The following is a 24317-nucleotide window of genomic DNA, read 5'->3' as shown; positions in this document are numbered from 1 at the left end:
TTGAGATTTTTGTTTGTTTTATATTTAAATTATCTCAGGCAGGGGTTCTTTTGTCAAAACCCATTTTAGCCTTTCAAAGCATTACAGGAATGCTCCTATCTGATATAGCGTACATTTTTTGTGCTCATAGATTAATCATTGTTTCCAGCATGCCGTCTACGGTAGAGACTTTGGATGTAATAACGCGTAGTCCGAATTTATCCGCCTCAGCGGCCGTTTCACGGCCGATGCATACGGCGATGCAGTGTGAAAAACTCAGATGCGGAAATGCCTGCGCAAATCCTTTCACCGTAGAAGGGCTGGTGAAAGCGATGAGGTCGAATTCTCCGTTCTCGATGCTTTTCCGGATTTCGGGGAACTCCGTCTGGGCTGTGAAGTGCGTTTCGTATACCGGGACCGCCTCAAATGGGATTCCAGCGCGAGAAAGTTGCTCTTCCAGTGCACGGGAGCCTTCACGCGCCCGGATGATCAGAATGTTATCGCCTGGTTCTGCGGATTTCGCCAGGGCTTTTCCCAGATGCGCACCGTCAAACCACTGCGGGATCAGGTCTGGCAGGACACCGTGCATCTCCAATCGTTTCGCGGTGGCGGTGCCGATCGCGGCGATTTTGGTAGATCCCAGCGCACGGGTATCCCTGCCGGTACGGCGCAGGGCTTCGAAGAAAACATCCACTCCGAAGACGCTTGAAAAGGTGATCCATACGAAGCTATCAAGCTGTTGGATCGTTTCTGCCATTTTGTTCTCTTCAAACGGGACGGTTTCGATGCATGGGAATGCGATGGTCTCACCGCCAAGGTTCCGGATCTTCTCGCAAAAATCATCACTCTGGTTGCGGGGTCTCGTGACGACGATCCGCTTACCATAAAGCGGCCTGTTTGAGACCCATGATAGGCGGTTTGCCAGTGAGACAGTCTGACCGATGACGATCACGGCCGGGGAATGGATCCCATGCTCCGCAATTTTCCCGGCGAGTGTTTCTAGAGTGGCAACGACACATCGCTGGCGTGCGGTTGTGCCGTTTTCGACTGCGGCGGCTGGAGTATCACCCGGCATACCGGCCCGCAGCAACCCATAGCAGATACGCTCTACCGAGGCCACTCCCATCAGAAAAATGAGCGTACCTCGAAGATTTGCCAACGCGGCATAATCCAAGCTTATCTCATTGTCTTTGGAGAAATGGCCGGTAAAGATATGCAGGGAGGAGCTATATTCTCGATGAGTCACAGGAATGCCCGCATAAGCCGGTACGGATATTGCCGAAGAGACACCGGGGACAACCTCATAGGGAATTCCGTTTTCCCAAAGTGCGTCCAGTTCTTCACCACCCCGGCCGAACAGAAACGGATCGCCGCCCTTGAGCCGCACGACCCGATTCCCGGCCAGTGCCTCCCGCACAAGGATGCGGTTGATCTCCTTCTGCGGGATGGGATGCTGGTCCGGGCTTTTTCCCACGTCGATTTTTTTTGCGCCGGGCGGGATCATGGCGAGAATGCTGACGCCGAGCAACCGGTCGTAGATGACCACGTCTGCCTTATTTAAAACTTCGCGGCCGCGCAGGGTCATCAGACCGGCGTCTGAAGGACCGGCGCCGACCAACCATACTTTTCCGGTTTTCTCACCCATGCTGCTCTGCCTCCTTCAAAAGACGGGCTGAGAGTGTTTCGGCAAGCTTTATAATTTCTTCTCTGCTGCCAGAAATAATATCCGACGTCATTTTCCCAGTTTCTAGGTCGATATAGAGCGCACGAATCTGAACCTCGTTTCTCAACACGCGGCAAAATGCTGCTGCGGGCGAGCTGCAACCGCAGCCAATTCCCGCAATCACTGCCCGCTCGGCTAATGCGGCGGTCCGGCTGTCCGGGTCGTCGATACAGGCTAGCAGGTCTGCGTCAAAATCCTTCCGGCCCTGCACGGCGAGAATTCCCTGACCGGCTGCCGGCAGAATCTCTTTCTCCGAAAAAAGTCTTGATATTCTGTTAGCGAGGCCTAGCCTTTTGAGCCCTGCCGCCGCGAGAACCAGCGCGCTGTAGCCGCCCTCGTCCAGCTTTTTGATCCGCGTCGGCACATTGCCGCGGATAGGCGCGACCGAAAGCTCCGGGCAAAGGGCAAGCAGCTGCAATGTCCTCCGGGAGCTCGAGCATCCTACAGGCCTTTCACCCGAAAGCCGGCCAAGCCCATCGTAAGCAACGTCGGCGGGGAGAACCAACGCGTCGAGTGGATCTTCCCGCTTGGAATAGGCGAGAATCGGCAAGTCTTCTGGAATGACTGCAGGCATGTCCTTTAGGCTGTGCACTGAAAGATCAATTTCTCCTCGCCGTAGCGCGTGTTCCAGTTCGAGGGTGAAAAGCCCTTTGCCGCCCGCTGCATCGAGCGGCTGGTCGAGGACGATGTCACCGGTGGTATCCATGGCGACGATTTCCGTTTCAAGTTCCGGATGAGCGCGGCGAAGCAAACCTGCCACGATTTCAGCCTGAATCACGGCAAGCTTGCTCTTGCGGCTACCGATCCGGATTTTTTTCTTTCGCATAAGCTATCCTCTCATTTATTCTATAGCCCGGGGCGCATCGCTCGGCCGCATTTCCCGCGCCACGGTGCTTTCTTCCATCCAGTCCCGGAATGCGAACAGCATTTTGCTGGCCTTTGCTTCGGAGAGCTTCCGCGCCACGTCCAGGACCGTCTGCATCTCTTCTGAAGAAACATTTACTCGCCGAAGTTCTTTTTCCAACTCTTTGCACAGGGAAACTTCAAATTCATGAGCAAGTTTTTGAACAGCTGGCAATGTGGACCATGCAACCAGATGTCTTTTGAACTCTTTGATATAATGGTCGATGATTTCACCGCATTGGGTCTCTACTGCCGCCTTTTTTTCCTCCGCCCGGACATCACAGGGGATGTCGTCAATGGTTAGGAGGTAACAACCTGACAATTCCGCGATCTGAGCATCCATATCCCGCGGCACGGCAAGATCGATGAAAATTCTGTCCTTTGGATTTGCGGCGCAGGCTTCTTGAATTGGTGCATACAGAAGGGTATAATGCGGGCTCGAAGTGGCGCTGACGATAATGTCGGCATTGCTGATTTCCGTATATCGTTCGTTGTAGGGAAGGCTGCCGCAGTTGTCAGGGACCACACTAATCCCGTATTTGTATTGCCGGAGCGTTATAAGGACATTCGCGCCGGTTTCCGCGAATGCCTGCGCCGCAAGACGCCCCATCTTACCGCTCCCGACGACGAGGCAGTGCAGGCCTCGTAGGCTGCCGTACATCTCCCGGCATTTTTCAACGGCCGCCGCGGCCACGGAAGAATTTCCGGCAGAAAAGCGTATCTGGGTTTTGATTGCTTTAGCGGAGGTGACGGCCGTTTGAAACAGTTTTCCCAACATTTTTCCCGCCGTGCCTTCGGCCACGGACAGATCGGCAGCATCCCGTATTTGGGTGACGATTTGGTCCTCGCCCCATATCCGGGAACGCAATCCGCAGGCTGTCTCAAAAAGGTGGCGGACCGCTTCTGTGTCGTTCCTCACCTTCATCACGTTCGAAAGACGGCTCTTCTCAAAGCCTTTCAGCGAGCAGAGCAACTCTGCCGGGTCAGCCCGCCCGTCGCTTTCCATACACAGCCAGAGTTCCGTCCGGTTGCAGGTGGAAACCAGCACGCAACCTTCTACCCCTGGCATTTTCGCTATGACATGCATAGCCTGTACGGCCTGTGTGCTGGTAAAGGCAAATGCTTCGCGCAGTCCGATTGCAGCGCTACTGATATCGATGCCGGCCATACAGATGTTCACTGGGTGTCACATCCTAGCTCGGAAATCTGCTGCGTCAGTTTTCCGCAGGTTTTGTCAAGTTGTTCAATAAGAATGCGGCGGTCCAATATTTCGTCATTTTTCGCCACGTGCGCTGCTGTATCTATCAGCCCTTCGAGAACTGCCGCGCGTTGCGCAGGACTTTGTATTTCTTTCCAAATCTTTTTTCGGTATTCTTTCAGAACGTTCGTGATCTCTCCGTATTGTTCAGGGAAAAGCGTTTCGATCTGTTGTCGGGCATATTTGGCGAGCGCGGGATAACTGCCGGAGGTCGTGATCCCAACGACGAAATCGGTTCGATGGACCACGGCGGGAAAGAAAAACGTACACAGCTCTGGGTCATCCACCACGTTGACGGGTACGCATTTTCGAAGGGCGTCGTCGTGGATCTGCCGGTTGACAGTCCTGTCGCATGTGGCCGCGATAACAAGAGCTGCGGTGTCGACGTCCTCCGCACGGTATTTCCTCGGCAACAACCGGATCGCACCCGAATCGGCGAGATCCCGGAGGGCGTGTATTGTCTCGGGGCTGACAAGTCGGATGGCGGCGTCAAACTCCAGCAGAATCCGCACCTTGCGTTCCGCTACCTTTCCGCCACCCGCAACCAGTACCTCTTTACCGGAAAGGTTTATAAAAAGCGGGAAATATCCCATTTTTTTCACCTGCTTTGCATTTTTAAGATTGATCGAAAGCGCCGAGGCCTGCCAGACCAAGATAAGCATTTCTATTTGACGCTTTGGTGTTTACTGAGAGGCTTCACGTGGATATTGCTGCGGTACTCCGTTTCCGTCCAGTTGATATTCTCGGCAATGAAAGCCTCCGGGTTCAGTGTTACGCCCTCCAGCATAAATTCCTTGAAGCGCTGATATCCAGCCCGGTCGATCAGATGCCCACCGTGGATATAGACGGGCTTCCCGCCCAGGACCCACTCGGAAAACCTCGGCCAGTTTTTCATAATTGCCAGCACGCTTTCTTCTGTCAGCCAGTTGGCGAACATCTTGCCCATCCGAGGGTATTGCTTGCCGGTCCGGCCACCCACGATGATCTTATAAAAGTCCTTGTTCGGACGCCTCCACGCACCAGTCGGGCAGGCAGTGACGCACTCCCCGCAGCCCACACAGCAGCAGGTGTCTTTCTCCACCTTGTTCTTATCATTCAGGGAAAGCACGCGGGTCGCCGAGCTCTCGCACTTGCGCACGCATGCCCCACAGCCGATACATCGGTCGATGTCATAGATGGGCTTTGTGCAGCCGATGATACCGAAGTCCTGGAAATGCGCCTTGCCACAGTCGTTCGGACAACCAGACACCGAAATCTTGATATGATAGGGATTTGGATAGATTATATTTTCCAGCTTCCGGGCGAGCGCTTGGGTGTTGACGTTGCCCTTGATGCAGTGGACGCTGCCGATGCAAGCCATAATGTTTCGGGGGGCAATATAGGGGTAGCCGTTCTTCGTCTCCATCTCTACACCACACAAATCGCACTCAATGGCCTGCAGGTAGGGCTGTATATAATCGTTCACGGCGGGAATATCCTTTGCCTTGATCCCCGGCGCGTTCAGGGTCTGTCGCAGCCCGAGGTGAAAGGAACCGTTGCCCCATGTTTGGCAGACGTGCTGGATAACGTCGAGCCATTTCGAATCTATGACCGCGCCCGGGACCCGGAGCTGGAGCATGAATTCGCCGGGGACTTTCGATTGGCGGAAGCAGTTATTCCGTAGATCTTTGACATTGCAATCTTCTACCACAATTTTATCCTCCTAATCCACGAGTTTTTTGGCAACCGTATAATTAAAGACCGGCCCGTCCAGACACACATAGGTCTCGTCGATCCGGCAATGGCCGCATTTTCCGATGGCACAGGACATTTTCCGTTCGAAGGACATCCAGATTTTGTCCTCAGAGACCCCAGTAGCCAGAAGACCAAGGCCGGTGAATTTCATCATCACGGGCGGTCCCACCACGATACACGCATAATTCCCGCCGAAGGAATCAAACGGAACGGTTTTCAAAAAATCGGTGACCAACCCTTTGTTCCAACCTTCGCGCTCCTCGTTATCTAGCGTGTAAACAGCATGGAAATGTTTCGCGGCTTTCCATTCGGCTAACTCGTCAGCAAACAGGATGCTCCTAGAATTCTTGAAACCGAGAATCAGATAGATTTCCTTGGCGTAATCCGAATTCTCATAAAACATATGGATCAGGCTTTTGACCGGGGAAACACCGGTACCTCCGGCCACGATGACGACGTTTTTACCCTCGAACTGCTCCACAGGCCAGCCATTGCCGTAGCAGCCGCGCAGGAAGATGAAATCGCCTTTTTTCAGGTTGAACAGCTCATTAGTCACCTTTCCCACTTTGCGGATGGTGAAGTCTACATAGCCATCCCCGAATCCGCTGATGGAGAACGGTGCTTCCCCAACCTTTGGGAGGGAGATTTGCATGAACTGGCCATGTTGGATCGGAAGATCATTTGCTACGCGGAAGGTCCATTCCGTTTCCGTCTGCGGTAGGATCTCAAGAATTTTGTGTGGGTATGGTTTTACCGGATTGTTAAGCATGCTGCATTTCCTCCTCTCGTTTGATTTCTTTAATCGCCTTTGTCAGTTTGTTCAGTGTTGCCGGATAACTGATCAGCTCTGGGCACCTGGCAGAGCACCGCCCGCATCCCACACACATTGGGCCTGTGTGGAACCGCGCGTTATGACCGTAGACCTTATGAAGAATCTTATACCGGTATTTTTCGGCGGTCGTTTTCCGGAAACATTGACCGCCAGCCATCTCGTCGAAGCCATCCACCATACAAGAGGAACAGGTCCTTCTGCGCTCGCCGACGTGCGCGTTCTGCGTGTAAACGAGATCCACAGTCTCAAAGCAGGTGCAGGTACTGCAGGCCACCGTACAGGAGCCGCAGGCGATGCATCTGTCGTCGAATTCCTTCCACATGGGATGATCCTTGAGTTTATTTGCCAGATCAATGCTGTCGATAACGGGATACTTCACTTTAAGCTCGTTCTCCTGTGGGAACTGAATTCGATAATCCGACGGCTCGGCATGGTCGAAGTACCCTTCAAATGCCTCGTCCAAGAGCTCAATGTGAGCCCTGTTATCTCCGCAGGAAAAAGCGAGAGAATGCAGGTCCGTCACATTTGCCCCTACACTGCAGCAGAAACAGCCCTCAAACTGCTCTTTGCACTCTATCAGTGCGAATTTTACCTTGTTCCGGACTCTTTTATAAAAGGGATCTTCTATACCGCCATTCTGAAGGTAAATCTGATCCTGGATTTTGATGGCGTTAATGTCGCACACCCTGCCGAAAAGCAAAAGGTCCTTCTGAGGGCACTTGCTTTCTCGGTATTCATTTTCCGTAAAGTAAAACAGGGTCTGCGTGATCGGCATGAGCACCTCCTTCATCGGGTAGGTGGACCGTTCGTGAAACTCGATTTCGTCATATCTATGTACCTGCCGATATAGGACGGAATCCTGCTGTGCGTATCGCCCTCCGGCAGGGACCCTGACCGGAGCGTAGATGTCGTACCGTTCTTCGAGCTTTTCGAAGAGCGCATCGAGGGCATCCAGTTCGAGCCGATAGGTTTTTGTATTTTTCAATAAAGCCGCTTCCTTTCCAATAAGATAAACTGGGAATATTGTTAATATATTATCAAGGTTCCTTAGGAGTATTGTATCACTTGACTTTTTTGCTGTAAAATACTAATATAATTATGTTTTCATAGGTTTTTATCTATAGATAAAGGGAAGGAAAGCGTATGACTATCCGGGATCTTGAAATTTTCGTTACCGTGGCGGAAACCGGTCGGATGGGGACGGCCGCTAAAAAGCTGTATATTGCACAGCCGACCGTTAGCCATGCTATCTCGCAGATCGAGGAAGACTATCATGTAAAGCTGTTTGAAAGAATTTCCCGCAAGCTGTATATCACGGAAGTGGGGCAGGAATTTTTGCAATATGCGAGACGTATTCTTGCCAATTTTAACGATATGGAACATTACTTGTACCATGCCTCCGAGCAGCTTCTGATCCATGTCGGAGCTTCCATGACCGTGGGGAGTCTCTTTCTAGCGGATATGGTTTCAAAATATGAGGAAGAAAATCCAAAGATCCGCATTCGCGTCTATATCGACAATTCTAAGGATATTATCCAGAAGATTTCTGAGGGAACATTGGATGTTGCTGTGATTGAAGGGAACGTCCATTCGGAGGATGTGATCTCAAAGGAAATCTACGTGGATGAAATGGTTCTGATCTGCGGAAAAAAGCATCCCTTTGCCTCTCGAAAGTCTATCAAGTTGGCTGATCTTGCAAACATGGACTGCGTGCTGCGAGAGGAAGGTTCCGGTACAAGGGATTTTTTGATTGATCTAACGGAGAAACGGGGCATTTCAATTGTAAAAAAATGGGTCTGCCACGATTCTGATGCGATCATCAACATCGTGGCGTCTGGGCAGGGAGTTTCAATTCTCTCAAAATCTCTGTTGCTACATGAGAACAGAGTTGTTCAACTATCGATTGAAGACTTTCCGATGGAAAGAAGCTTTCGGGTCATTTATCACAAGGACAAGTACATTTCCTCTACCCTGAAAAACCTAATGGATGAGTTTGAACGTCTTTTCCGGCTCGTCCATTTGGGAAATTATGAAATGGGCTGATCGTAATGGGGAACATTGATTGAATATAATCGGTATCCACTTTTATTTTTTGCTGTACTTGGAAAAGCGAAGGCCGTGTGTTAAAATAGAAACATAGAGCTAAAGGGGGTGTACATACATGCAGAAATGGGTTTGTACTATATGCGGCCATATCTATGATCCGGCAGAAGGAGATCCTGAGCGCGGTTTCGCGCCCGGTACGCCATTTGAGGAGCTGCCCGAAACATGGACATGTCCTGAATGCGGCGCTGCTAAATCCGATTTTGAGCCGCTATAAGAATAATAGGGTAGGGTATATGCTTAACCGACATATACCCTACTTTAATTTTATGAATAAAGGTGATTTGTTGAGAAAAAACATGAAAAAATTAGATATATGGATATAAATTGAAATAATCGTTTTATATGCTTTATCATCACTTGTAATTAGCTATAATTGATGTTGCAATACAATAATATTTGAGTAATATTATAAGTGTAGTTAGCACTCACCAACTGAGAGTGCTAGCAAGAATACCATAATAACATAAAAAGGGAGGTTGATATTATGGCAAACATAATTAGACGTGATCCATTTTATGAGATGGATAGGCAAATAAATGCTTTAAGGCGTAATATGGATAGGATTTTCAACGATCTTTTAGGTGGTGTTGGAGACCTTATACCGTATAGCGGCGAAGCTGATTTGTTCGGCGATGTTCGCGTGGATGTTTTGGAACGCGACAACGACATCCTTATTAAGGCCGATGTCCCTGGAATGAATGAAAAAGATATCGATATAGAAGTGACGGATAATGACGTCACGATAAGCGGCAAGTATGAAGAAGAAACCAAAGACGAAGGCAAAGGCTATATAGTACATGAACGCCGCAGCGGTGCTTTCAGCCGTACTATTCCTATAAGCGTTGACATAGTACCTGATAAGGCTCAGGCCAAGTTTAGCAACGGTGTATTAGAGATTACCATACCCAAGGCTGAGACTTCTAAACGCAAAGCTATAAAGCTTAAAATAGATAAAGGCGAGAACAAATAGTATTTATACTGTGACAAGCTCTGGAGCAGTCTCCAGAGCTTGATTAATAAGTAGGAGGTGTGACTATATGTTATGCGAAATGTGTCATGAAAGGCCGGCGACTGTCCATAGAACGCGTATAGTGAACGGGGTCAGCGAATCCATACACCTTTGCGAGCAGTGCGCAGCCAGGACTTCTATGAATAAACCGTCTTTCGGTTGGCGGAGTGATCTGGATTGGATAAGGGATTTTCTTCCGACTTTTACATTCTATCAAGATAGAGATCCGCTGCTCTCTTTTACGGAAGATGCTACGGCCGTGTTGCAACAGGCTTATGAAGAGGCCAGACAGCTAGGACATGATTATCTGGGCACAGAGCATCTGCTACTGGCGTTGCTGTCACCTGATGCCGGAGTGGACGAATTTGTCGATCTTGATAAAAATACCATTAAAAGCGAGATAGAGCGTTTGGCCGGCAAAGGGTCCAAAGATGCCGGCAAGAATATAGAGATGACGCCTCATGCCAAGATGGCTCTGGAGGAGGCTTTGCGGGCGGCGCGCGAGCTGGGCGATGAGTTGGTGGAACCGGTGCATCTGCTGCTCGGCATAATAAGAGAAGGAGAAGGGCTAGGCGCTAGATTGCTCAGGGATCATAATGTGACGGCCGATAGTTTGATGCAGAAGATGGGCGGAAATAAACCTTCTTCAAAGGGGATTAAAAGCAATAAATATCCTACTCTGCTTGAATTTGGGCGGGATCTCACACAGGAAGCGCAGGAGGGTAAGCTGGATCCCGTCATAGGGCGCGAGGATGAGATAAAACGTGTTATACGCATATTGTGCAGAAGGACCAAAAACAACCCTGTGCTTATAGGAGACCCTGGGGTAGGGAAAACGGCGATAGTAGAAGGACTTGCCCAGCGTATAGTCATGGGCGATGTACCGGAGAATCTCGTCAATAAACGTGTAATAGCACTGGATCTGGGCGGCATGATAGCCGGCACCAAATATCGCGGCGAATTTGAGGAGAGGCTGAAGAAGGTCATGGATGAGATAAAACAAGCCAGCGATGAAGTCATATTGTTTATAGATGAATTGCATACGATATTAGGCGCAGGCGCGGCTGAAGGCGCTATGGACGCCGCCAATATGTTGAAACCGGCTTTGGCAAGGGGAGAGCTCCATTGCATAGGCGCTACCACAGTGGAAGAATACCGCAAATATATAGAAAAAGATGCGGCTTTGGAGAGACGATTCCAGCCGGTGCTTATAGGTGAGCCTACGGTGGAGCAAACCATAGAGATACTTCGGGGATTAAAGGATAGATACGAAGCGCATCACAGGGTAACGATATCCGACGATGCATTGGTGGCAGCGGCTACGCTTTCGCACCGCTATATCACCGATAGGTATCTGCCTGATAAAGCCATTGATTTGCTGGATGAGGCGGCGTCGGCGGTACACGTGGATTCCCTTTCGGAATCCGACAGCACTAAGGCATTGGAGATTGAATTGGAGCGCGTGCGCAAGCTGAAAGAAGCAGCAGTAAAAAATGAAGAATATGAGAAAGCGGCTCAGTACAGGCAGCAGGAAGAAGAGTTGAAAGGCAAGTTTGAGGAAGCGCAAAAGCAGAGACATTCTAAAAAAGATGAGAATCATACACCGATGGTCACCGCAGATGATGTGGCGGCCATAGTAGCTGCTTGGACCGGCATACCGGCTAATCAGCTTGTGGAGGAAGAAGCGCAAAAACTGTTGCGCATGGAAGGTGAACTGCATAAACGCGTCGTTGGCCAAGATGAGGCGGTAAAGGCGGTTTCAGAGGCCGTGAGGCGGGCGCGGACAGGCTTGAAGGATCCCAACAGGCCTATAGGCTCGTTTATATTCCTTGGCCCTACTGGGGTAGGCAAGACCGAACTGGCAAGGGCGCTGGCTGAATTCCTGTTCGGCGATGAAGATGCCCTGATACGCATAGATATGTCGGAATACATGGAAAAGCATACGGTATCGCGCTTAATAGGCGCTCCGCCCGGATACGTGGGGCACGAAGAAGGCGGTCAATTGACCGAGGCTGTCAGGCGTAAACCGTATTCGGTGGTCTTGTTCGATGAGATAGAAAAAGCTCATCCGGATGTATTCAATATATTGCTCCAAATACTAGATGACGGGCGCTTGACGGACAGCCACGGCAAAACCGTCGACTTCAAGAATACCGTGATAATAATGACTTCCAATATAGGAGCGAGGTATTTCCAGGCCGGATATGGCAAAGAAGAGCTGGAGAAGCTTATACATGAAGAGCTGCAAAGGAATTTCCGACCGGAATTCCTCAACAGGATAGACGAAATCATAATATTCCATGGTTTAGAAAAAGAACACATGAGAGCTATTGTGGACTTGATGTTAGAAAAGGTGCGTCAACAATTGCGGGGTCAGGGCATGGAACTTGAAGTGACCGATAGGGCTAAAGATTATATCGCTCAGGAAGGTTATGACCCGCAATTCGGTGCCCGCCCGCTTAGGCGCTTTATACGGAGACAGCTTGAGAATGAGATCTCCAATATGATATTAAAGGGAGATTTTAAGGGCGGTGACAGGATATTAGTGGACTTGGATGAGGATAACAAGCTGGTGTTTGGTGCGCAGAAGGCATAAAATAAAGCCCGGTATTACCGGGCTTTTGTTTATATGACTAAAAACCGAAACGCTTTTTTAAAGCTTCATTTTGTTTACGCATCTCTTCAGGCAGCCTATCGCCGAATTTTTCCAGGAACTCGCTTTGGCTCTTCACCTCATCGGCCCATACGTCTTTATCTATTTTAAGCAGTTCCTTCATAACATCCGGTGATATATCCAAGCCTTCTAAATCTATTGCGTCTTCCTCAGGTACATAGCCTATAGGTGTTTCCACGGCCTTACCCTCGCCTTTGCAGCGCTCTATAATCCATAGCAGCGCTCTCAGATTTTCACCGAAGCCTGGCCATATGAAGTTACCCTCGTCGTCAGTTCTGAACCAGTTAACGTTGAATATCTTAGGCGGATTGGGTATGCGCTTGCCCATCTCCAACCAATATGCGAAGTAGTCGGCCATATTGTAACCGCAGAACGGGAGCATGGCCATCGGGTCGCGGCGCACAACGCCTACCTGACCTGCGGCAGCTGCTGTGGTTTCAGAAGCCATGGTGGCGCCAACGTATACGCCGTGATTCCAATCAAACGATTGATATACCAGCGGTGCTACTCTGGCACGGCGCCCGCCAAATATTATAGCTGTCAATGGCACGCCTTGCGGATTTTCCCACTCAGGCGATATTGACGGGCATTGGCTGGCCGGTGCGGTGAAACGAGAATTTGGATGAGCGCCCTTCTCGCCGCTTTCCGGCGTCCAGGGATTGCCTTTCCAATCTATGCCGCTCTTTGGCGGCTCGCCCATGCCTTCCCACCATACGGTGCCTTCGGGAGTGAGCACGACGTTGGTGAAGATGGTATTTTTCTTTACAGTTTCCATAGCGTTGGGATTGCTCTTGTAATTGGTGCCGGGGGCCACGCCGAAGAAACCGGCTTCGGGATTAACGGCCCATAAGCGTCCGTCCGGGCCTATGCGCAGCCATGCTATATCATCGCCAACCGTCCATACTTTGTATCCTTTTTTCTTAAAGACTTCAGGCGGCACCAGCATAGCCAGGTTGGTTTTACCGCAGGCGCTGGGAAATGCTCCGGCTATATAATCTACATGCCCTTCCGGATCCTCTATGCCTACTATCAGCATGTGCTCGGCCATCCAACCCTGTTGCCGTCCCATGAAACTGGCAATCCTCAATGCAAAGCATTTTTTACTAAGGATAACATTGCCGCCGTAACCGGAATTAACGCTCCATATCGTATTATCCTCCGGGAAATGACAAATATATCGCTCATTTGGATCCAACGTGGCTTTTGAATGTAAACATTTAACAAAATCCGATGAATCCCCGAGTTGGTCCATGGCTACCTTACCCATGCGCGTCATTATGCGCATATTCAATACCACGTATATGCTGTCGGTTAATTCTACGCCGACCTTGCTGAAAGGCGAGCCGACAGGGCCCATGACATAAGGTACCACATACATAGTGCGGCCTTTCATGGAGCCGTCGAACAGTTTTCCTAACTTCTCATAAGTAGCTGCAGGATCCATCCAATTGTTGGTCGGACCCGCATCGTCCTTGTTTCTGGTGCATATAAATGTGCGGTCCTCTACGCGAGCCACGTCGTTTACAGCGGTTCTATGTAGGCAACAGCCCGGCAGTTTCTCTTGATTTAATTCGACTAATTCTCCTGTTGCAAAAGCCTGTTTGCTTAGACGCTCTTTTTCTTCTTCTGAGCCGTCTAGCCATACTATGTTATCCGGCTTGGTCAGCTTGGCCATTTCATCTACCCATTGTGCTACAGCTTTGTTGTTATACATGCTTTTCTCCTTCCTTAAAGAACCATGTGCTTTTATTATTATAATCCAACACTTCTTATTATATCAAAAAAATCTCATAATTGAAAGTACTTTTTTTAAATTATGCATACGACGTGTGTTAAAAATTAGACAATATTGATTTTATCCATAAAGCTAATATCAATGCGTATAAATATGCAATATTTCAATTATATAATTTCGCTTGAGCTCATACATATCCAAATATTTTGATAAGCAACCAAAAGTGCATTGATTGTTCATAAATATAATATTTCTTGACATACCAAAAGCAGAAGTGTTATGATATTTACAGATACCCTACAAGGGTATAGTACAATAAATGATGGTATATCGAACGCGAAGAGGTGAGAAAGATGGCCAAAGATCCGGTATGCGATATGATGGTAGATGAAAAGAAGGCTGCCGCAACATCTGTATATAATGGCGTTACTTATTACTTCTGCTCCAAGCACTGCAAGATGGAATTTGATGAGAATCCTGCTAAATACGTCGAGGATAAGCAAAGCAAGTGACACACATTCATCGCTATCGACGAGATCATTATACTGTCGATGATAACGATGCTTTTAAGGAATGGTATCTTTTCATGCCATTCCGTTTTTTATATTCCAAAGGCGCGCTAAAATATTTTTCGACAGCATTTTGGATCTTTTGACAGACTTGCTCCGGTAGTGTTGCTGATCGGGTTGTGAACAGCGATATTTGGCAAATAAATAGCAACACAATATTGATATATGATATAATTATAGAAAGACAAAGATATGGAAAACTATTGTTGACACGAACGTATGTTTGCATTATAATTGTCTCAGATTGATGGACAAACTACCGGAAGGAGTGCCGAGCTTATTATGATAGATATGGAAACGTTACTGGACAGAGGTATAGCGGCTGTAATTCCAAAATACCAACAGGGTAGCGGTAATGTGGTGGAAATTATAACAGCCGATGGCCTGGCCGCATCATATCCGCATACAGTACAGTGGGCGCTGAAACATATAGCGCAGTATTACGGCGTAGACCTTGTATCTATAAAGGCACATTATGCGAAAATGCTCAATATCAAGCATAACCTGCCCATACCGTTGGCTGTGGATGCTATATTTATGCCGGTCAAAGTGCGCAAGCCTGTTGTAGATGGCGACGTTGCTTCAGGTTTTGTCAACATACTTCAGATAAATGATGTATGCCAGGACGATGAGGGTGTATATATAAAGTTCCGTTCGGGTCAACGGCTCCGAGTGTTGCAATCGGTAAATACGGTGCGCAATCATCTCAGAGATGCTACAGTAGTGCGTCAGGATTTTTTGCGTTGCTATATAGAACGGCGGGAAAAATCATCAGTATTTCACGAGATGAAGGAACAATATAATATGCCGGCTACAAAGGGCGATATAGCCGTTATAGCGGATAGGCTCATGACGCTCATGAACCGATTGGGTCAATGAGGTGAGCGCGATATGCAGGAGATAGAATGCCGCGCGGAAAATATAGTATATACCAATGAAGCCAATGGGTTTACGGTATTGGAAGCCCGTTGGGGTAAAAAGATAATGACGGCAGTGGGCTATATGCCGTATGTGGCGGTAGGAGAACAGCTCCTATTACGCGGACAGTGGGTGCTGCATCCGGATTATGGGCAGCAGTTTAAGGTGGAATCGTACGAATCCTATAAGCCCACCGATTTGAAGGGCATAGAACGTTATTTGGCATCAGGTATGATAGCGGGAATAGGGCCTTCCACTGCAAAAAAGCTGGTACAGCATTTCGGTGAAAAAACATTGGATATAATGCAGTGCGATCCCGATCGTTTAACCGAGATAGAAGGGATAGGCAAAAGCAAGGCTGAGAAGATAGCGGCATCTTTTGCCAAGCAGGCTGAATTAAGGCAGGTTATGGTATTCTTGCAATCTCATGGCATAACCCCTTCCTATGCGGTAAAGATCTATAATCAATACGGTACTGAGACGCAGCGCATATTGTCCGAAAATCCATACAGGATGGCCGAGGATATATACGGTATAGGATTTAAGACAGCCGATCGCATGGCCCAAAGCCTCGGCGTAGACCGCATGTCGCCATACAGGGTGGCGTGCGGCACGAAATACGTTCTGTCTCAGGCATCCAACGAGGGGCATACCTTTTTGCCGCGTTCGCTGCTTATAGAGAGGGCTGTAGCCTTGCTGGAAGTGGATAACGATATGGTGTCATCGGCATTGACGGCTCTGGCTATAAGCCGCGACGTATTTTTCGAAACCGATCAAGAGGATACCAGAGTATACCTTGCGCCGTTTTATTATGCCGAGACCGGTGTGGCGGCCAAGCTGTACAGCTTGGCTAACGGGGTAGATTTATGCGATGCCGCCGGTTTGGAAGAACGCCTGAAAGCCATACAGAAGGAACAGGGTATAATATTGGCCGAGCAGCAACGCAAAGCTGTTATGACAGCACTGACCGAAGGTGTGGTGGTGATAACAGGAGGACCGGGCACAGGCAAAACCACTGCGATAAATTGTATCATACGCCTCATGATGGAACAAGGCTTAAAAGTTGTGCTTACCGCTCCCACCGGCAGAGCGGCCAAACGCATGACGCAGGCCACCGGCTGCGACGCCATGACCATTCACAGGTTGTTGGAATATACATTTTCCGAAGACGAGGGCGACAGCTTTCAACGGAATGAAAAGAGACCGCTGGAATGCGATGCTGTCATAGTCGATGAGGTATCTATGGTAGACATAATACTGATGCATAATCTTCTCAAGGCCATGCGATCCGGGATGCGCCTGGTGCTGGTGGGCGATGCTGATCAGCTGCCGTCGGTGGGCCCGGGCAATGTGCTCGGCGATATTATAGGCAGTGGTATAGTGCCGGTAGTGAAATTGGAACAGGTTTTCAGGCAAGCGGGCCACAGCATGATAGTAACCAATGCACACAGGATCAATCATGGGCAGATGCCGTTTATAAACGTTAAAGGCAGCGATTTTTTTATGGAGGTTAAAGACGGGCAAAACCGGATAATGCAGGCCGTTGTCGGGCTGTGTACGAGCCGGTTGCCATCTTATTACGGTTATGATCCGCTAAAGGATATACAAGTGTTATCGCCGATGAAAAAGGGCGTGGCCGGCGTGTGGAATCTGAATGCTCAGCTTCAGCAGCAGCTTAATCCGCCTGCGCCTCATAAATCCGAGAGGTCTGTTGGAGAGATAATATTTAGGCTAGGTGATAGAGTGATGCAGATAAAGAACGATTATAATGTGCTTTGGCAGAAGCGCGAAGGAGGAGAAGAAGGGCAGGGGGTATTTAACGGTGATGTCGGATACATAACCCATATAAACGATGAAGAGCAATGTCTCACCGTGCTGTTCGATGATGACAAAGAGGTTGTTTATGATTTCGGCCAATTGGATGAGTTACAATTGGCCTATGCCATATCGGTGCACAAAAGCCAGGGCAACGAATTTCCTGTGGTGGTCATGCCTATAATAAATGGTCCCCCCATGCTTATGGCCAGAAATCTCCTTTACACGGCGGTAACCAGGGCTAAAGAGCTCGTGGTTTTGGTCGGCAGGCCGCAACATTTGCAGGCTATGATAAACAATGATTTTGTAGCACAGCGTTACTCGGGCCTTAAAGAAAGATTGTGCGCAGTAAAGACGGCTGTGGCAACGGCCAAGCGATTATGAATTGGCGGACGTTTATAGAGGATATATGCGATATAATATATCCTCCGGCTAATACGTGCATATTTTGTGAGCAAGAGAACGAGCTCGTAATGCCATATAATATATGCAGACGTTGCTGGGATATGCTGCCTTTTGTAAGGCCGCCGCTATGCGATATCTGCGGTAAACCGATAGATAGCGCTAAGCAGCACATATGCCGCGACTGCGCCGAATACAGCCGGTCATTTATAAAAGCCGGTGCTGTTTTGGAGTATATGCCTTCAGTTCATGAAACAATATACCGATATAAATACAAAGGCCATAGTGAATTGGCCAAGCCTCTGGGTATTCTTATGGCCCATGTTGTTAGCCGGCTAGCATGGCCGGATATCGACGCGTTGGTTCCGGTTCCGCTCTATTCCGAGAGGCTTAGGCAGCGCGGATACAATCAGTCGGCATTGCTGGCGCGATACATGGGCTACGAGCTCAACCTCCCTGTGTTGGACAAAGCATTGTACCGTTGCCGGGATACCAAAGCCCAGGCTGCGCTGGATAGAGCTGAACGCCGTGCCAATATAGCTGGGGCATTTACTGTAAAGAATTTAAAATATACGGAAGGCAAGACCATTATGCTTATAGATGATATATTGACGACGGGAGCTACCGCCGATGCCTGTACACAGGCGCTATTAGCCGGCGGAGCAAGGGCTGTTTATGTTTTTACATTAGCGACAGGTGTTTTGAAATAGGAGGGAAAGAGTTTATGGAACTGCGCAATTGCAGCCGATGCGGCAAGCTGTTTGCATCCAACGGCGGAGAGATTTGCCCCGCATGCTTGGAAGAATTAGACGAACAGTATAAAGTTGTAAGAGAATATGTATATGACCACCCTAAGGCCACTATACCCGAGGTTTCCGATGCCACAGGGGTGGAGGAAAAAATTATATTTGAATTTTTGAGAGAAGGCCGATTAGAGCTCAAGGAGCCGGGACTGGGTTTGGAATGCGAGCGATGCGGCAAACCGATAACCACTGGCAGATTCTGTGCCAGTTGCTTAAAAGAGCTGGAACGAGGTTTAACCGACGGCCTGGCACCTAAAGTTGTAGCAAAAAAGACAAAATCCGAGGATAAGTTATTTATAGCGGATAGAATCAATAAACGTAAAGAATAAATCACCATGTTTATTTGTAAACGCAAGAACAAACCGAGACTGGTGCAGATAAGAGCGCACACTGTTTATCGATCATACATGAAGGAATAGCCCTCTGGGCTATTCCTTATATGAAACGCTGACCATGCCGTTGCCGGTTGAAATATTCATATTAGGACCGCCGCCATTTAAGGAACCTCTGTAGGTCCGGCCGTTTTTGGTCAATGGGATATCTGCATTCACCGCTCCATTCGTTGTGGTTATGGTAAAGTCGGCTGATGCGTTCTGGCCAAGCTTTAGTATCACCATGCCGTTGCCAGTATTGATATCATAGCTGTCGCCGGCCAATTCATTTATCGATGCATCGATCATACCGTTGCCCGATTTCAAGGATAAATCCTTAATGCTCGCGGTATCAAGGGTGACCATTCCGTTGCCGGTTTCTATCTCGATGTTGCCGGTTATATCCATTAAATCTATCATGGCGCTTCCATTGATTATATCGATATCTTCAGCTAGGCCATTTATGTCGATCATGCCGCTGCCGTTTTTCAATACCAGCGCTTTATCAGCCGGCATCTTTATATCCAGCCGGATTACCTTATCGGGTATGTTTATGCCAAAAGCCATTTTATCGCCGGTTTCAGCCTTTATTACGATGCTATCGCCGATTTGTTCAATGCTTACCGATATCTCACCCATCAACTCATCGGCTTTCTGCTGGGATACGTTTTTGCCGTAAATCTGCTTTCTATATTCGATCTGTATCTCATTGCCGGTATAAGCCTCCACGTTTATTATAGCATTATCGGATTCAATATCGACCTTCGATACTTTCCCGCCATCGAAGCTCTGCTGTTTAGCCTGCTCAAATGCGGGTTTGCCATAATCAAAGTCAAAATCCATCACATCAAAGTCTGTGCCTACCCAATCGCTTCCTTCTTCATCACCGCTGCGCACATACAATCCGCAACCCGACAACAGCGCTATGGACAACGCCAGTACCATCGCCGCCATAAATATACGCTTCATCATGCCTTCTCCTTTCATGCTTCCACGCGGTTCTCAAGCAACCACGAACCGAATATGAATATGGCTACCATGCCTGCCGCCCATATAACCACCGATGCCATATCTATGCCCAATACGGCGTTTTCCAAACCCCATAGATCGACGTTTACAATGCCGCTGCTCTCCAGGCCCCGCTTTAACTGATCCAAGGCCAAGGCGTCGACCAAAGGCATCTCTATATGCATCCACGATGGGGATACCGCCATGACCTTTTGAGCCAAATATGAGAATAACCAAAGCGGCACTATATAACCCACGGCCTTGGCAAGGAAGCTGAGCTGCTTTACTGTCCTGCTCACGGTATAAGCAAACAGCGCCAATATACCCATGCTGGCCAGCGTATACAGCATCGGTATGATCATGATGCCATACACCCTCCAAGTCATAGCCATCACCCCTTGATACAACTGTGCCGTTAGCACCTCGGCCGCTCTAGCCTCGCCCAAAAGGATCACAGCGGAATAAGCGCCCAACAGCAGCAGATGGGTGCCGAATTCGGTCATAAGCCATGCGAGCTTTGCGCCGAATATATCCCATCCGCGCACCGGCAATGACAGCATCAGGTAATGGTTGCTGCGTTTCCATTCATCGCCCATATAGTCGAAGCTATTGAAAAAAGCCCCGATGCCGACGCCAAAAGCGATCATCCCCGATATGAAGGTGGGTATGCCGGTAGGCCAATGTCCTATGCGGGAATACAGGAAAGCCTCCGCTAAAAACAGAAGCACGAGGGTGACGACAAACGATTTACGCTCTTTCATAAATTCCTTATTATAAAGCTTAACGAAATTCATCATGCAAACACCTCCCGGAATATATCCTCTACGGAGCCGTTATGCTGTGCCCGCAGCTCATCGGCGTTGCCGAATAAAGCCGTTCGCCCGTCTTTGAGGAACAGCACTTTGTCGAATATAGGCTCCAGGTCTCTTACCAGATGCGTGGATATTATCATAGCGCTGTTCTCCCAGCGATATTCTGTAGCTATGGCGTAGATGACCTTATCGCGCGAGGTAGGGTCAATGCCGCCTAAAGGTTCATCCAGCAATATCAAGTCAGCATTTCTCGACATGATCAGCACAAGCTTGAGCCGTTCGGTCATGCCTTTCGACAGATGGGCCACCTTCATATCGGTTTCAACGTCCATGAATTCTATCAAGCGTTCGGCTCTATCGTGATCGAAATCATCATAGAAACCCGAAACATACTCTATGGCTTGACGCACTGTCATCCAGCGATAGATATGATCCACATCGGGCAGATATGCGGTATGGGCTTTGGACACCGGCCCCGGTTTATGGCCGGCTATCAGCACCGAACCTTCGGTCGGATAGGTCAAGCCCGCGATTATCTTGAGCATGGTGGTTTTGCCGCTGCCGTTGGGCCCCGCCAGCCCCAATACATCCCCTCTATTCAGCTCAAGGTCTATGCCGTTTAACGCCCAGCGCCCGCCATAGCGCTTTTTCAAATTTTTAATCTCCAATATAGCGTCCATTCCTATCCCCTTTCTTCATCATCGCCTTGTTGTTCCATAGGTCGATTTTCCAAATACATATCCAATTTCACGCGTATCTGCTCTCGTTCAAAACCAAGCCTTGCCATGCCGTCCACAAACTGCCGCACCAGCCGAGAGGCCAGCTCGTTTCTCACCGTTTCGACCTTTGCTTGGTCCTCTGTTACAAAGGTCCCCATTCCCCTTTGCGTAAAAACCATCCCCTCTCTTTCCAATTCCTGATATGCCCTTTGCACCGTATTCGGATTGACCCGCAGCTCAATAGCCATCTCCCTAACCGATGGCAGCCGATCTCCTAAATTCCATAGGCTGGCGCATATGCGTTGCTTTATCAGATCCATTATCTGCAAATATATGGGCGAATTCTCATCGAATACAGCCTGCATTGCCACAATAACACCTCATCTCCCCTTCTTCAATAACATTGCCGCTCATCCGTATTTTGTTCTGGCAACGCTTCGATCCTTCCATTGCCACCTCCATAATTAAGTATTAGTGTACTATATATATAGTACACTAATACTTCACGGATGTCAATAAAAATCTTGTTAAGTTTATGTTAAATATGGGATTATACATTTCGCAGAAAGAATAAATAAAATATTATCTTATGCCGATATAAACAGTGAAGATAATAGTATAAAGAGGTGTTTAATATGCGTATAGAACCTGGTAATAACGCTCAGCGCATATGGCAGGTATACCAAAACCAGAAGGTTTCAGTTGCTAAAGGGAGCGGCGTTGCCGAGACGTCTAAGGACGGCATGACGCTGTCCGATGAGGCGCGCTTATTTAAGGATATCGCAGCCGCCGCCAAAGCAGCGCCGGATATACGCCAGGATAAGGTGGAGGGCATAACAAACGCTATAAACAGCGGATTGTATAATATTGATGCAGGAAAGATAGCCGAAGGCATAATAAACGAAATCGGTTTTGACCAAAAAGCGTAGATAGGACGGTATAAGAATGAATATAAAACAGTTGGTATCGATACTGCAAGGCGAGAATGAGATCTATGATCAAATGCTCGAGTTATGCCGAGAAGAAGCCAAGGTGCTTGTGGCGGGGAATGTGAAGCGCTTGGACGAGATAGTAGAAATCCAAACCGACCTGATAAAACAGGTGGGCATTTACGAGATGCAGCGCGTTGAATGCGTGAACCGCATAGCTGACGAGCTGCATATGGAGGCTGATAAAATAACCGTTTCGACCTTGACGGAAAGACTGGATGGTCATGAGTCCGTGGAGCTTAAGTCGATACAGGAGCATTTGAGCGCTGTATTGGCCGAGTTTAGAGACCTCAATGAGATGAACAGCCAGCTTATAAAAAATTCCATAGATTTTATAGATTATACGTTAGGCCTTTTGCTGGATGTCGCCGAGGAAATCAATTATGATGCCGGGGGCAAAACGCATAAGGTACAAATAAATCCGGCTATACTGGATCAGAAGGTGTGAGGTAGAGGATATGTCGTCTACATTTTATGGCTTACAGATAGGCAAAAGTGCTATAAATTTACAACAGCAGGCGCTCAATGTGACCGCTCATAACATTGCTAATGCCGGCACGCCGGGTTATACACGCCAGCAAGTTATATCCGAGGCCATAGTGCCGCCTAGCACTTTGGGCATGGGCTATATATACGGCCGATGGCAGGTGGGCGGGGGCGCTGATATACAGGAGATAAGACAATTGCGAGACGGTTATCTCGATGCACAGTTCAGAAGTGAGAGTCAGCTTTCAGGTCAATGGGAGGTGCGCAGGGATATGCTTCAGCATTTGGAGGGTATATTCAATGAACCTTCCGAAACTGGTATAACCACTGTAGTCGAACAGTTCTTCAGCAGCTTGGAGGAACTGAGCAAAAATCCTGAGAGCATGAGCGTCAGGGCGCTGGTGCGAGAACGCGGTATAACATTGGCCGATACCGTGCAGCATGTATATACTCAGCTTGAGGGTTTGCAAGAGCAGGCTGATCAGGGCGTGGCCATTACTGTGCAGGACATAAATTCCCATATAGAACAGATAAGAGATCTGAACGAGCAGATATTCAAATATGAGCTTGGAGGTACCAAGGCCAATGATTTGCGCGACAGGCGCAATCTCCTGGTGGATGAGTTATCCAAGATGATAGATATAACCGTAAACGAGGATATAAACGGCCATTTCAGCATTAAAATGGGCGATAAGGAACTGGTAAACCATTTTGACATGCATACGTTGGATATAGAGCCGCGCACCGATGGTGAAAAACTGAACGAGGCCGATGTAGGCGGGCTGCTTAAGATCATGTGGGATGGAGCGGATATAACCGCTGATATAACCGGTGGCCAGCTCAAAGGCTATATAGATATACGCGACGGTATAGGCCCGACGGCGGTGGACAGCCAAAACGAGGCTGTAGGCGTTCCTTACTATATGTCTAAATGGAATGAGTGGGCTAAAACCTTTGTTACAGAATTTAATAAAGAGCATAAAACGGGGTATGGCTTAAACGATACTACTGACAAACTGTTCTTTGAATCGGCTGATGCGGATGACTGGACGGCCAAGGATATGAATGTGTCATCCGATATAGATGATCTGAACAACATAGCCGCATCGGGAAATATCGAGCAACCTGGCAATAACGCCAATGCGCTTGAGCTTTTGCAGCTTAGGGATAAAACTACAGGTATTTTTACCGAAAACGGATCTTTTGAAGATTATATAAATTCGCTTATATCGACGTTGGGCGTGGATAGCCAGCAGGCTATACGCATGGTCGATAACGAACAAGCGCTTATCGGCCAGATAGAAAGCAAGCGCCAGTCTATATCCGGTGTTTCGTTGGACGAAGAATTGACCAATATGGTCAAATTCCAGCAGTCATATAATGCGGCGGCGCGGGTTATAACGGCCATGGACGAGATGCTGGATGTGCTGGTAAACCGCGTGGGGATAGTAGGAAGATGAGGAGGATGATGA

The 24317-nt window shown here is 48.5% G+C and carries 24 protein-coding genes; 12 read left to right on the top strand and 12 right to left on the bottom strand.

What is annotated here, in order from left to right:
* Positions 1-124: 124 nt before the first annotated feature.
* Genes cobA through asrA form a run of 7 tightly spaced genes read right to left on the bottom strand, consistent with a single transcriptional unit; the run spans position 125 to position 7414 of the window.
* Positions 125-1624 carry a uroporphyrinogen-III C-methyltransferase gene (gene cobA / locus JG770_RS05370; RefSeq protein WP_291956172.1) on the bottom strand — a complete coding sequence of 500 codons (1500 nt, stop codon included), beginning with the start codon at positions 1622-1624 and terminating at the stop codon, positions 125-127.
* A complete protein-coding gene (hemC, locus tag JG770_RS05365) occupies positions 1617-2528 on the bottom strand; it encodes a hydroxymethylbilane synthase (RefSeq protein ID WP_291956170.1) in 912 nt (303 codons plus the stop codon). Before hemC ends, cobA begins: the two co-directional genes overlap by 8 nt.
* A 15-nt stretch (positions 2529-2543) precedes the next feature.
* On the bottom strand, positions 2544-3785 hold the full coding sequence (gene hemA / locus JG770_RS05360; protein ID WP_291956168.1) for a glutamyl-tRNA reductase: 1242 nt from the start codon (positions 3783-3785) through the stop codon (positions 2544-2546).
* Positions 3782-4525 (bottom strand): bifunctional precorrin-2 dehydrogenase/sirohydrochlorin ferrochelatase, encoded by a 744-nt coding sequence (locus JG770_RS05355; RefSeq protein ID WP_291956165.1) that lies wholly within the window; start codon positions 4523-4525, stop codon positions 3782-3784. Before JG770_RS05355 ends, hemA begins: the two co-directional genes overlap by 4 nt.
* 2 nt (positions 4526-4527) lie before the next feature.
* Positions 4528-5553, bottom strand: coding sequence for a sulfite reductase subunit C (gene asrC, locus JG770_RS05350; protein WP_291956162.1), 1026 nt, complete (start codon positions 5551-5553; stop codon positions 4528-4530).
* A 12-nt stretch (positions 5554-5565) separates the two neighbouring features.
* Entirely contained in the window at positions 5566-6366 is an 801-nt protein-coding gene (gene asrB, locus JG770_RS05345) for an anaerobic sulfite reductase subunit AsrB (RefSeq protein WP_291956160.1), read from the bottom strand.
* Positions 6359-7414, bottom strand: coding sequence for an anaerobic sulfite reductase subunit AsrA (asrA, locus tag JG770_RS05340; RefSeq protein WP_291956158.1), 1056 nt, complete (start codon positions 7412-7414; stop codon positions 6359-6361). The genes asrB and asrA overlap by 8 nt, the downstream gene beginning before the upstream one ends.
* 158 nt (positions 7415-7572) lie before the next feature.
* Between asrA and JG770_RS05335 the strand changes: the two genes are divergently transcribed.
* The 4 genes from JG770_RS05335 (at position 7573) to JG770_RS05320 (ending at position 12140) form a co-directional block, all read left to right on the top strand.
* Positions 7573-8472, top strand: coding sequence for a LysR family transcriptional regulator (locus tag JG770_RS05335; RefSeq protein WP_291956156.1), 900 nt, complete (start codon positions 7573-7575; stop codon positions 8470-8472).
* Between the two features lie 118 nt (positions 8473-8590).
* Positions 8591-8749, top strand: a complete 159-nt coding sequence (rd, locus tag JG770_RS05330) for a rubredoxin (protein WP_291956155.1) — start codon at positions 8591-8593, stop codon at positions 8747-8749.
* A gap of 270 nt (positions 8750-9019) precedes the next feature.
* Positions 9020-9505 (top strand): Hsp20/alpha crystallin family protein, encoded by a 486-nt coding sequence (locus JG770_RS05325; RefSeq protein WP_291956153.1) that lies wholly within the window; start codon positions 9020-9022, stop codon positions 9503-9505.
* A gap of 67 nt (positions 9506-9572) precedes the next feature.
* Positions 9573-12140 carry an AAA family ATPase gene (locus JG770_RS05320; protein WP_291956150.1) on the top strand — a complete coding sequence of 856 codons (2568 nt, stop codon included), beginning with the start codon at positions 9573-9575 and terminating at the stop codon, positions 12138-12140.
* Between the two features lie 37 nt (positions 12141-12177).
* Here JG770_RS05320 and JG770_RS05315 read toward each other — a convergent pair whose 3' ends face one another.
* Positions 12178-13932: a phosphoenolpyruvate carboxykinase (GTP) gene (locus JG770_RS05315; RefSeq protein WP_291956147.1), complete on the bottom strand. Its 1755-nt coding sequence runs from the start codon at positions 13930-13932 to the stop codon at positions 12178-12180.
* 374 nt (positions 13933-14306) lie between these two features.
* Here JG770_RS05315 and JG770_RS05310 point away from each other — a divergent pair, with 374 nt between their 5' ends.
* The 5 genes from JG770_RS05310 (at position 14307) to JG770_RS05290 (ending at position 18789) form a co-directional block, all read left to right on the top strand.
* Positions 14307-14465 (top strand): YHS domain-containing protein, encoded by a 159-nt coding sequence (locus JG770_RS05310; RefSeq protein WP_291956144.1) that lies wholly within the window; start codon positions 14307-14309, stop codon positions 14463-14465.
* Positions 14466-14804: 339 nt separating this feature from the next.
* Positions 14805-15401, top strand: a complete 597-nt coding sequence (locus JG770_RS05305; protein WP_291956141.1) for a hypothetical protein — start codon at positions 14805-14807, stop codon at positions 15399-15401.
* Positions 15402-15413: 12 nt separating this feature from the next.
* A complete protein-coding gene (locus tag JG770_RS05300) occupies positions 15414-17639 on the top strand; it encodes an ATP-dependent RecD-like DNA helicase (protein WP_291956138.1) in 2226 nt (741 codons plus the stop codon).
* Positions 17597-18367, top strand: a complete 771-nt coding sequence (locus JG770_RS05295) for a ComF family protein (RefSeq protein ID WP_291956135.1) — start codon at positions 17597-17599, stop codon at positions 18365-18367. Before JG770_RS05300 ends, JG770_RS05295 begins: the two co-directional genes overlap by 43 nt.
* Before the next feature lie 14 nt (positions 18368-18381).
* Complete coding sequence (locus JG770_RS05290; protein ID WP_291956132.1) at positions 18382-18789, top strand: TIGR03826 family flagellar region protein; 408 nt, start codon at positions 18382-18384, stop codon at positions 18787-18789.
* Positions 18790-18888: 99 nt separating this feature from the next.
* Here JG770_RS05290 and JG770_RS05285 read toward each other — a convergent pair whose 3' ends face one another.
* Genes JG770_RS05285 through JG770_RS05270 form a run of 4 tightly spaced genes read right to left on the bottom strand, consistent with a single transcriptional unit; the run spans position 18889 to position 21735 of the window.
* On the bottom strand, positions 18889-19803 hold the full coding sequence (locus JG770_RS05285; protein WP_291956130.1) for a DUF4097 family beta strand repeat-containing protein: 915 nt from the start codon (positions 19801-19803) through the stop codon (positions 18889-18891).
* A gap of 11 nt (positions 19804-19814) precedes the next feature.
* On the bottom strand, positions 19815-20636 hold the full coding sequence (locus JG770_RS05280) for a hypothetical protein (RefSeq protein ID WP_291956128.1): 822 nt from the start codon (positions 20634-20636) through the stop codon (positions 19815-19817).
* Complete coding sequence (locus JG770_RS05275) at positions 20633-21331, bottom strand: ABC transporter ATP-binding protein (RefSeq protein WP_291956125.1); 699 nt, start codon at positions 21329-21331, stop codon at positions 20633-20635. The genes JG770_RS05280 and JG770_RS05275 overlap by 4 nt, the downstream gene beginning before the upstream one ends.
* A gap of 2 nt (positions 21332-21333) precedes the next feature.
* Positions 21334-21735: a GntR family transcriptional regulator gene (locus JG770_RS05270; RefSeq protein WP_291956178.1), complete on the bottom strand. Its 402-nt coding sequence runs from the start codon at positions 21733-21735 to the stop codon at positions 21334-21336.
* Positions 21736-22005: 270 nt separating this feature from the next.
* Here JG770_RS05270 and flgM point away from each other — a divergent pair, with 270 nt between their 5' ends.
* The 3 genes from flgM to flgK are packed head-to-tail and all read left to right on the top strand — an operon-like array spanning position 22006 to position 24305.
* Positions 22006-22299 (top strand): flagellar biosynthesis anti-sigma factor FlgM, encoded by a 294-nt coding sequence (gene flgM / locus JG770_RS05265; protein ID WP_291956122.1) that lies wholly within the window; start codon positions 22006-22008, stop codon positions 22297-22299.
* Positions 22300-22315: 16 nt separating this feature from the next.
* A complete protein-coding gene (locus JG770_RS05260) occupies positions 22316-22807 on the top strand; it encodes a flagellar protein FlgN (protein ID WP_291956119.1) in 492 nt (163 codons plus the stop codon).
* A 10-nt stretch (positions 22808-22817) separates the two neighbouring features.
* Positions 22818-24305 carry a flagellar hook-associated protein FlgK gene (gene flgK, locus JG770_RS05255; protein WP_291956116.1) on the top strand — a complete coding sequence of 496 codons (1488 nt, stop codon included), beginning with the start codon at positions 22818-22820 and terminating at the stop codon, positions 24303-24305.
* The last annotated feature ends 12 nt before the right edge of the window (positions 24306-24317 follow it).

The organism is Mahella sp. (genome assembly GCF_020054945.1).
Classification (GTDB): domain Bacteria; phylum Bacillota; class Clostridia; order Mahellales; family Mahellaceae; genus Mahella.
This window is presented reverse-complemented; position numbering and strand designations above follow the sequence as displayed.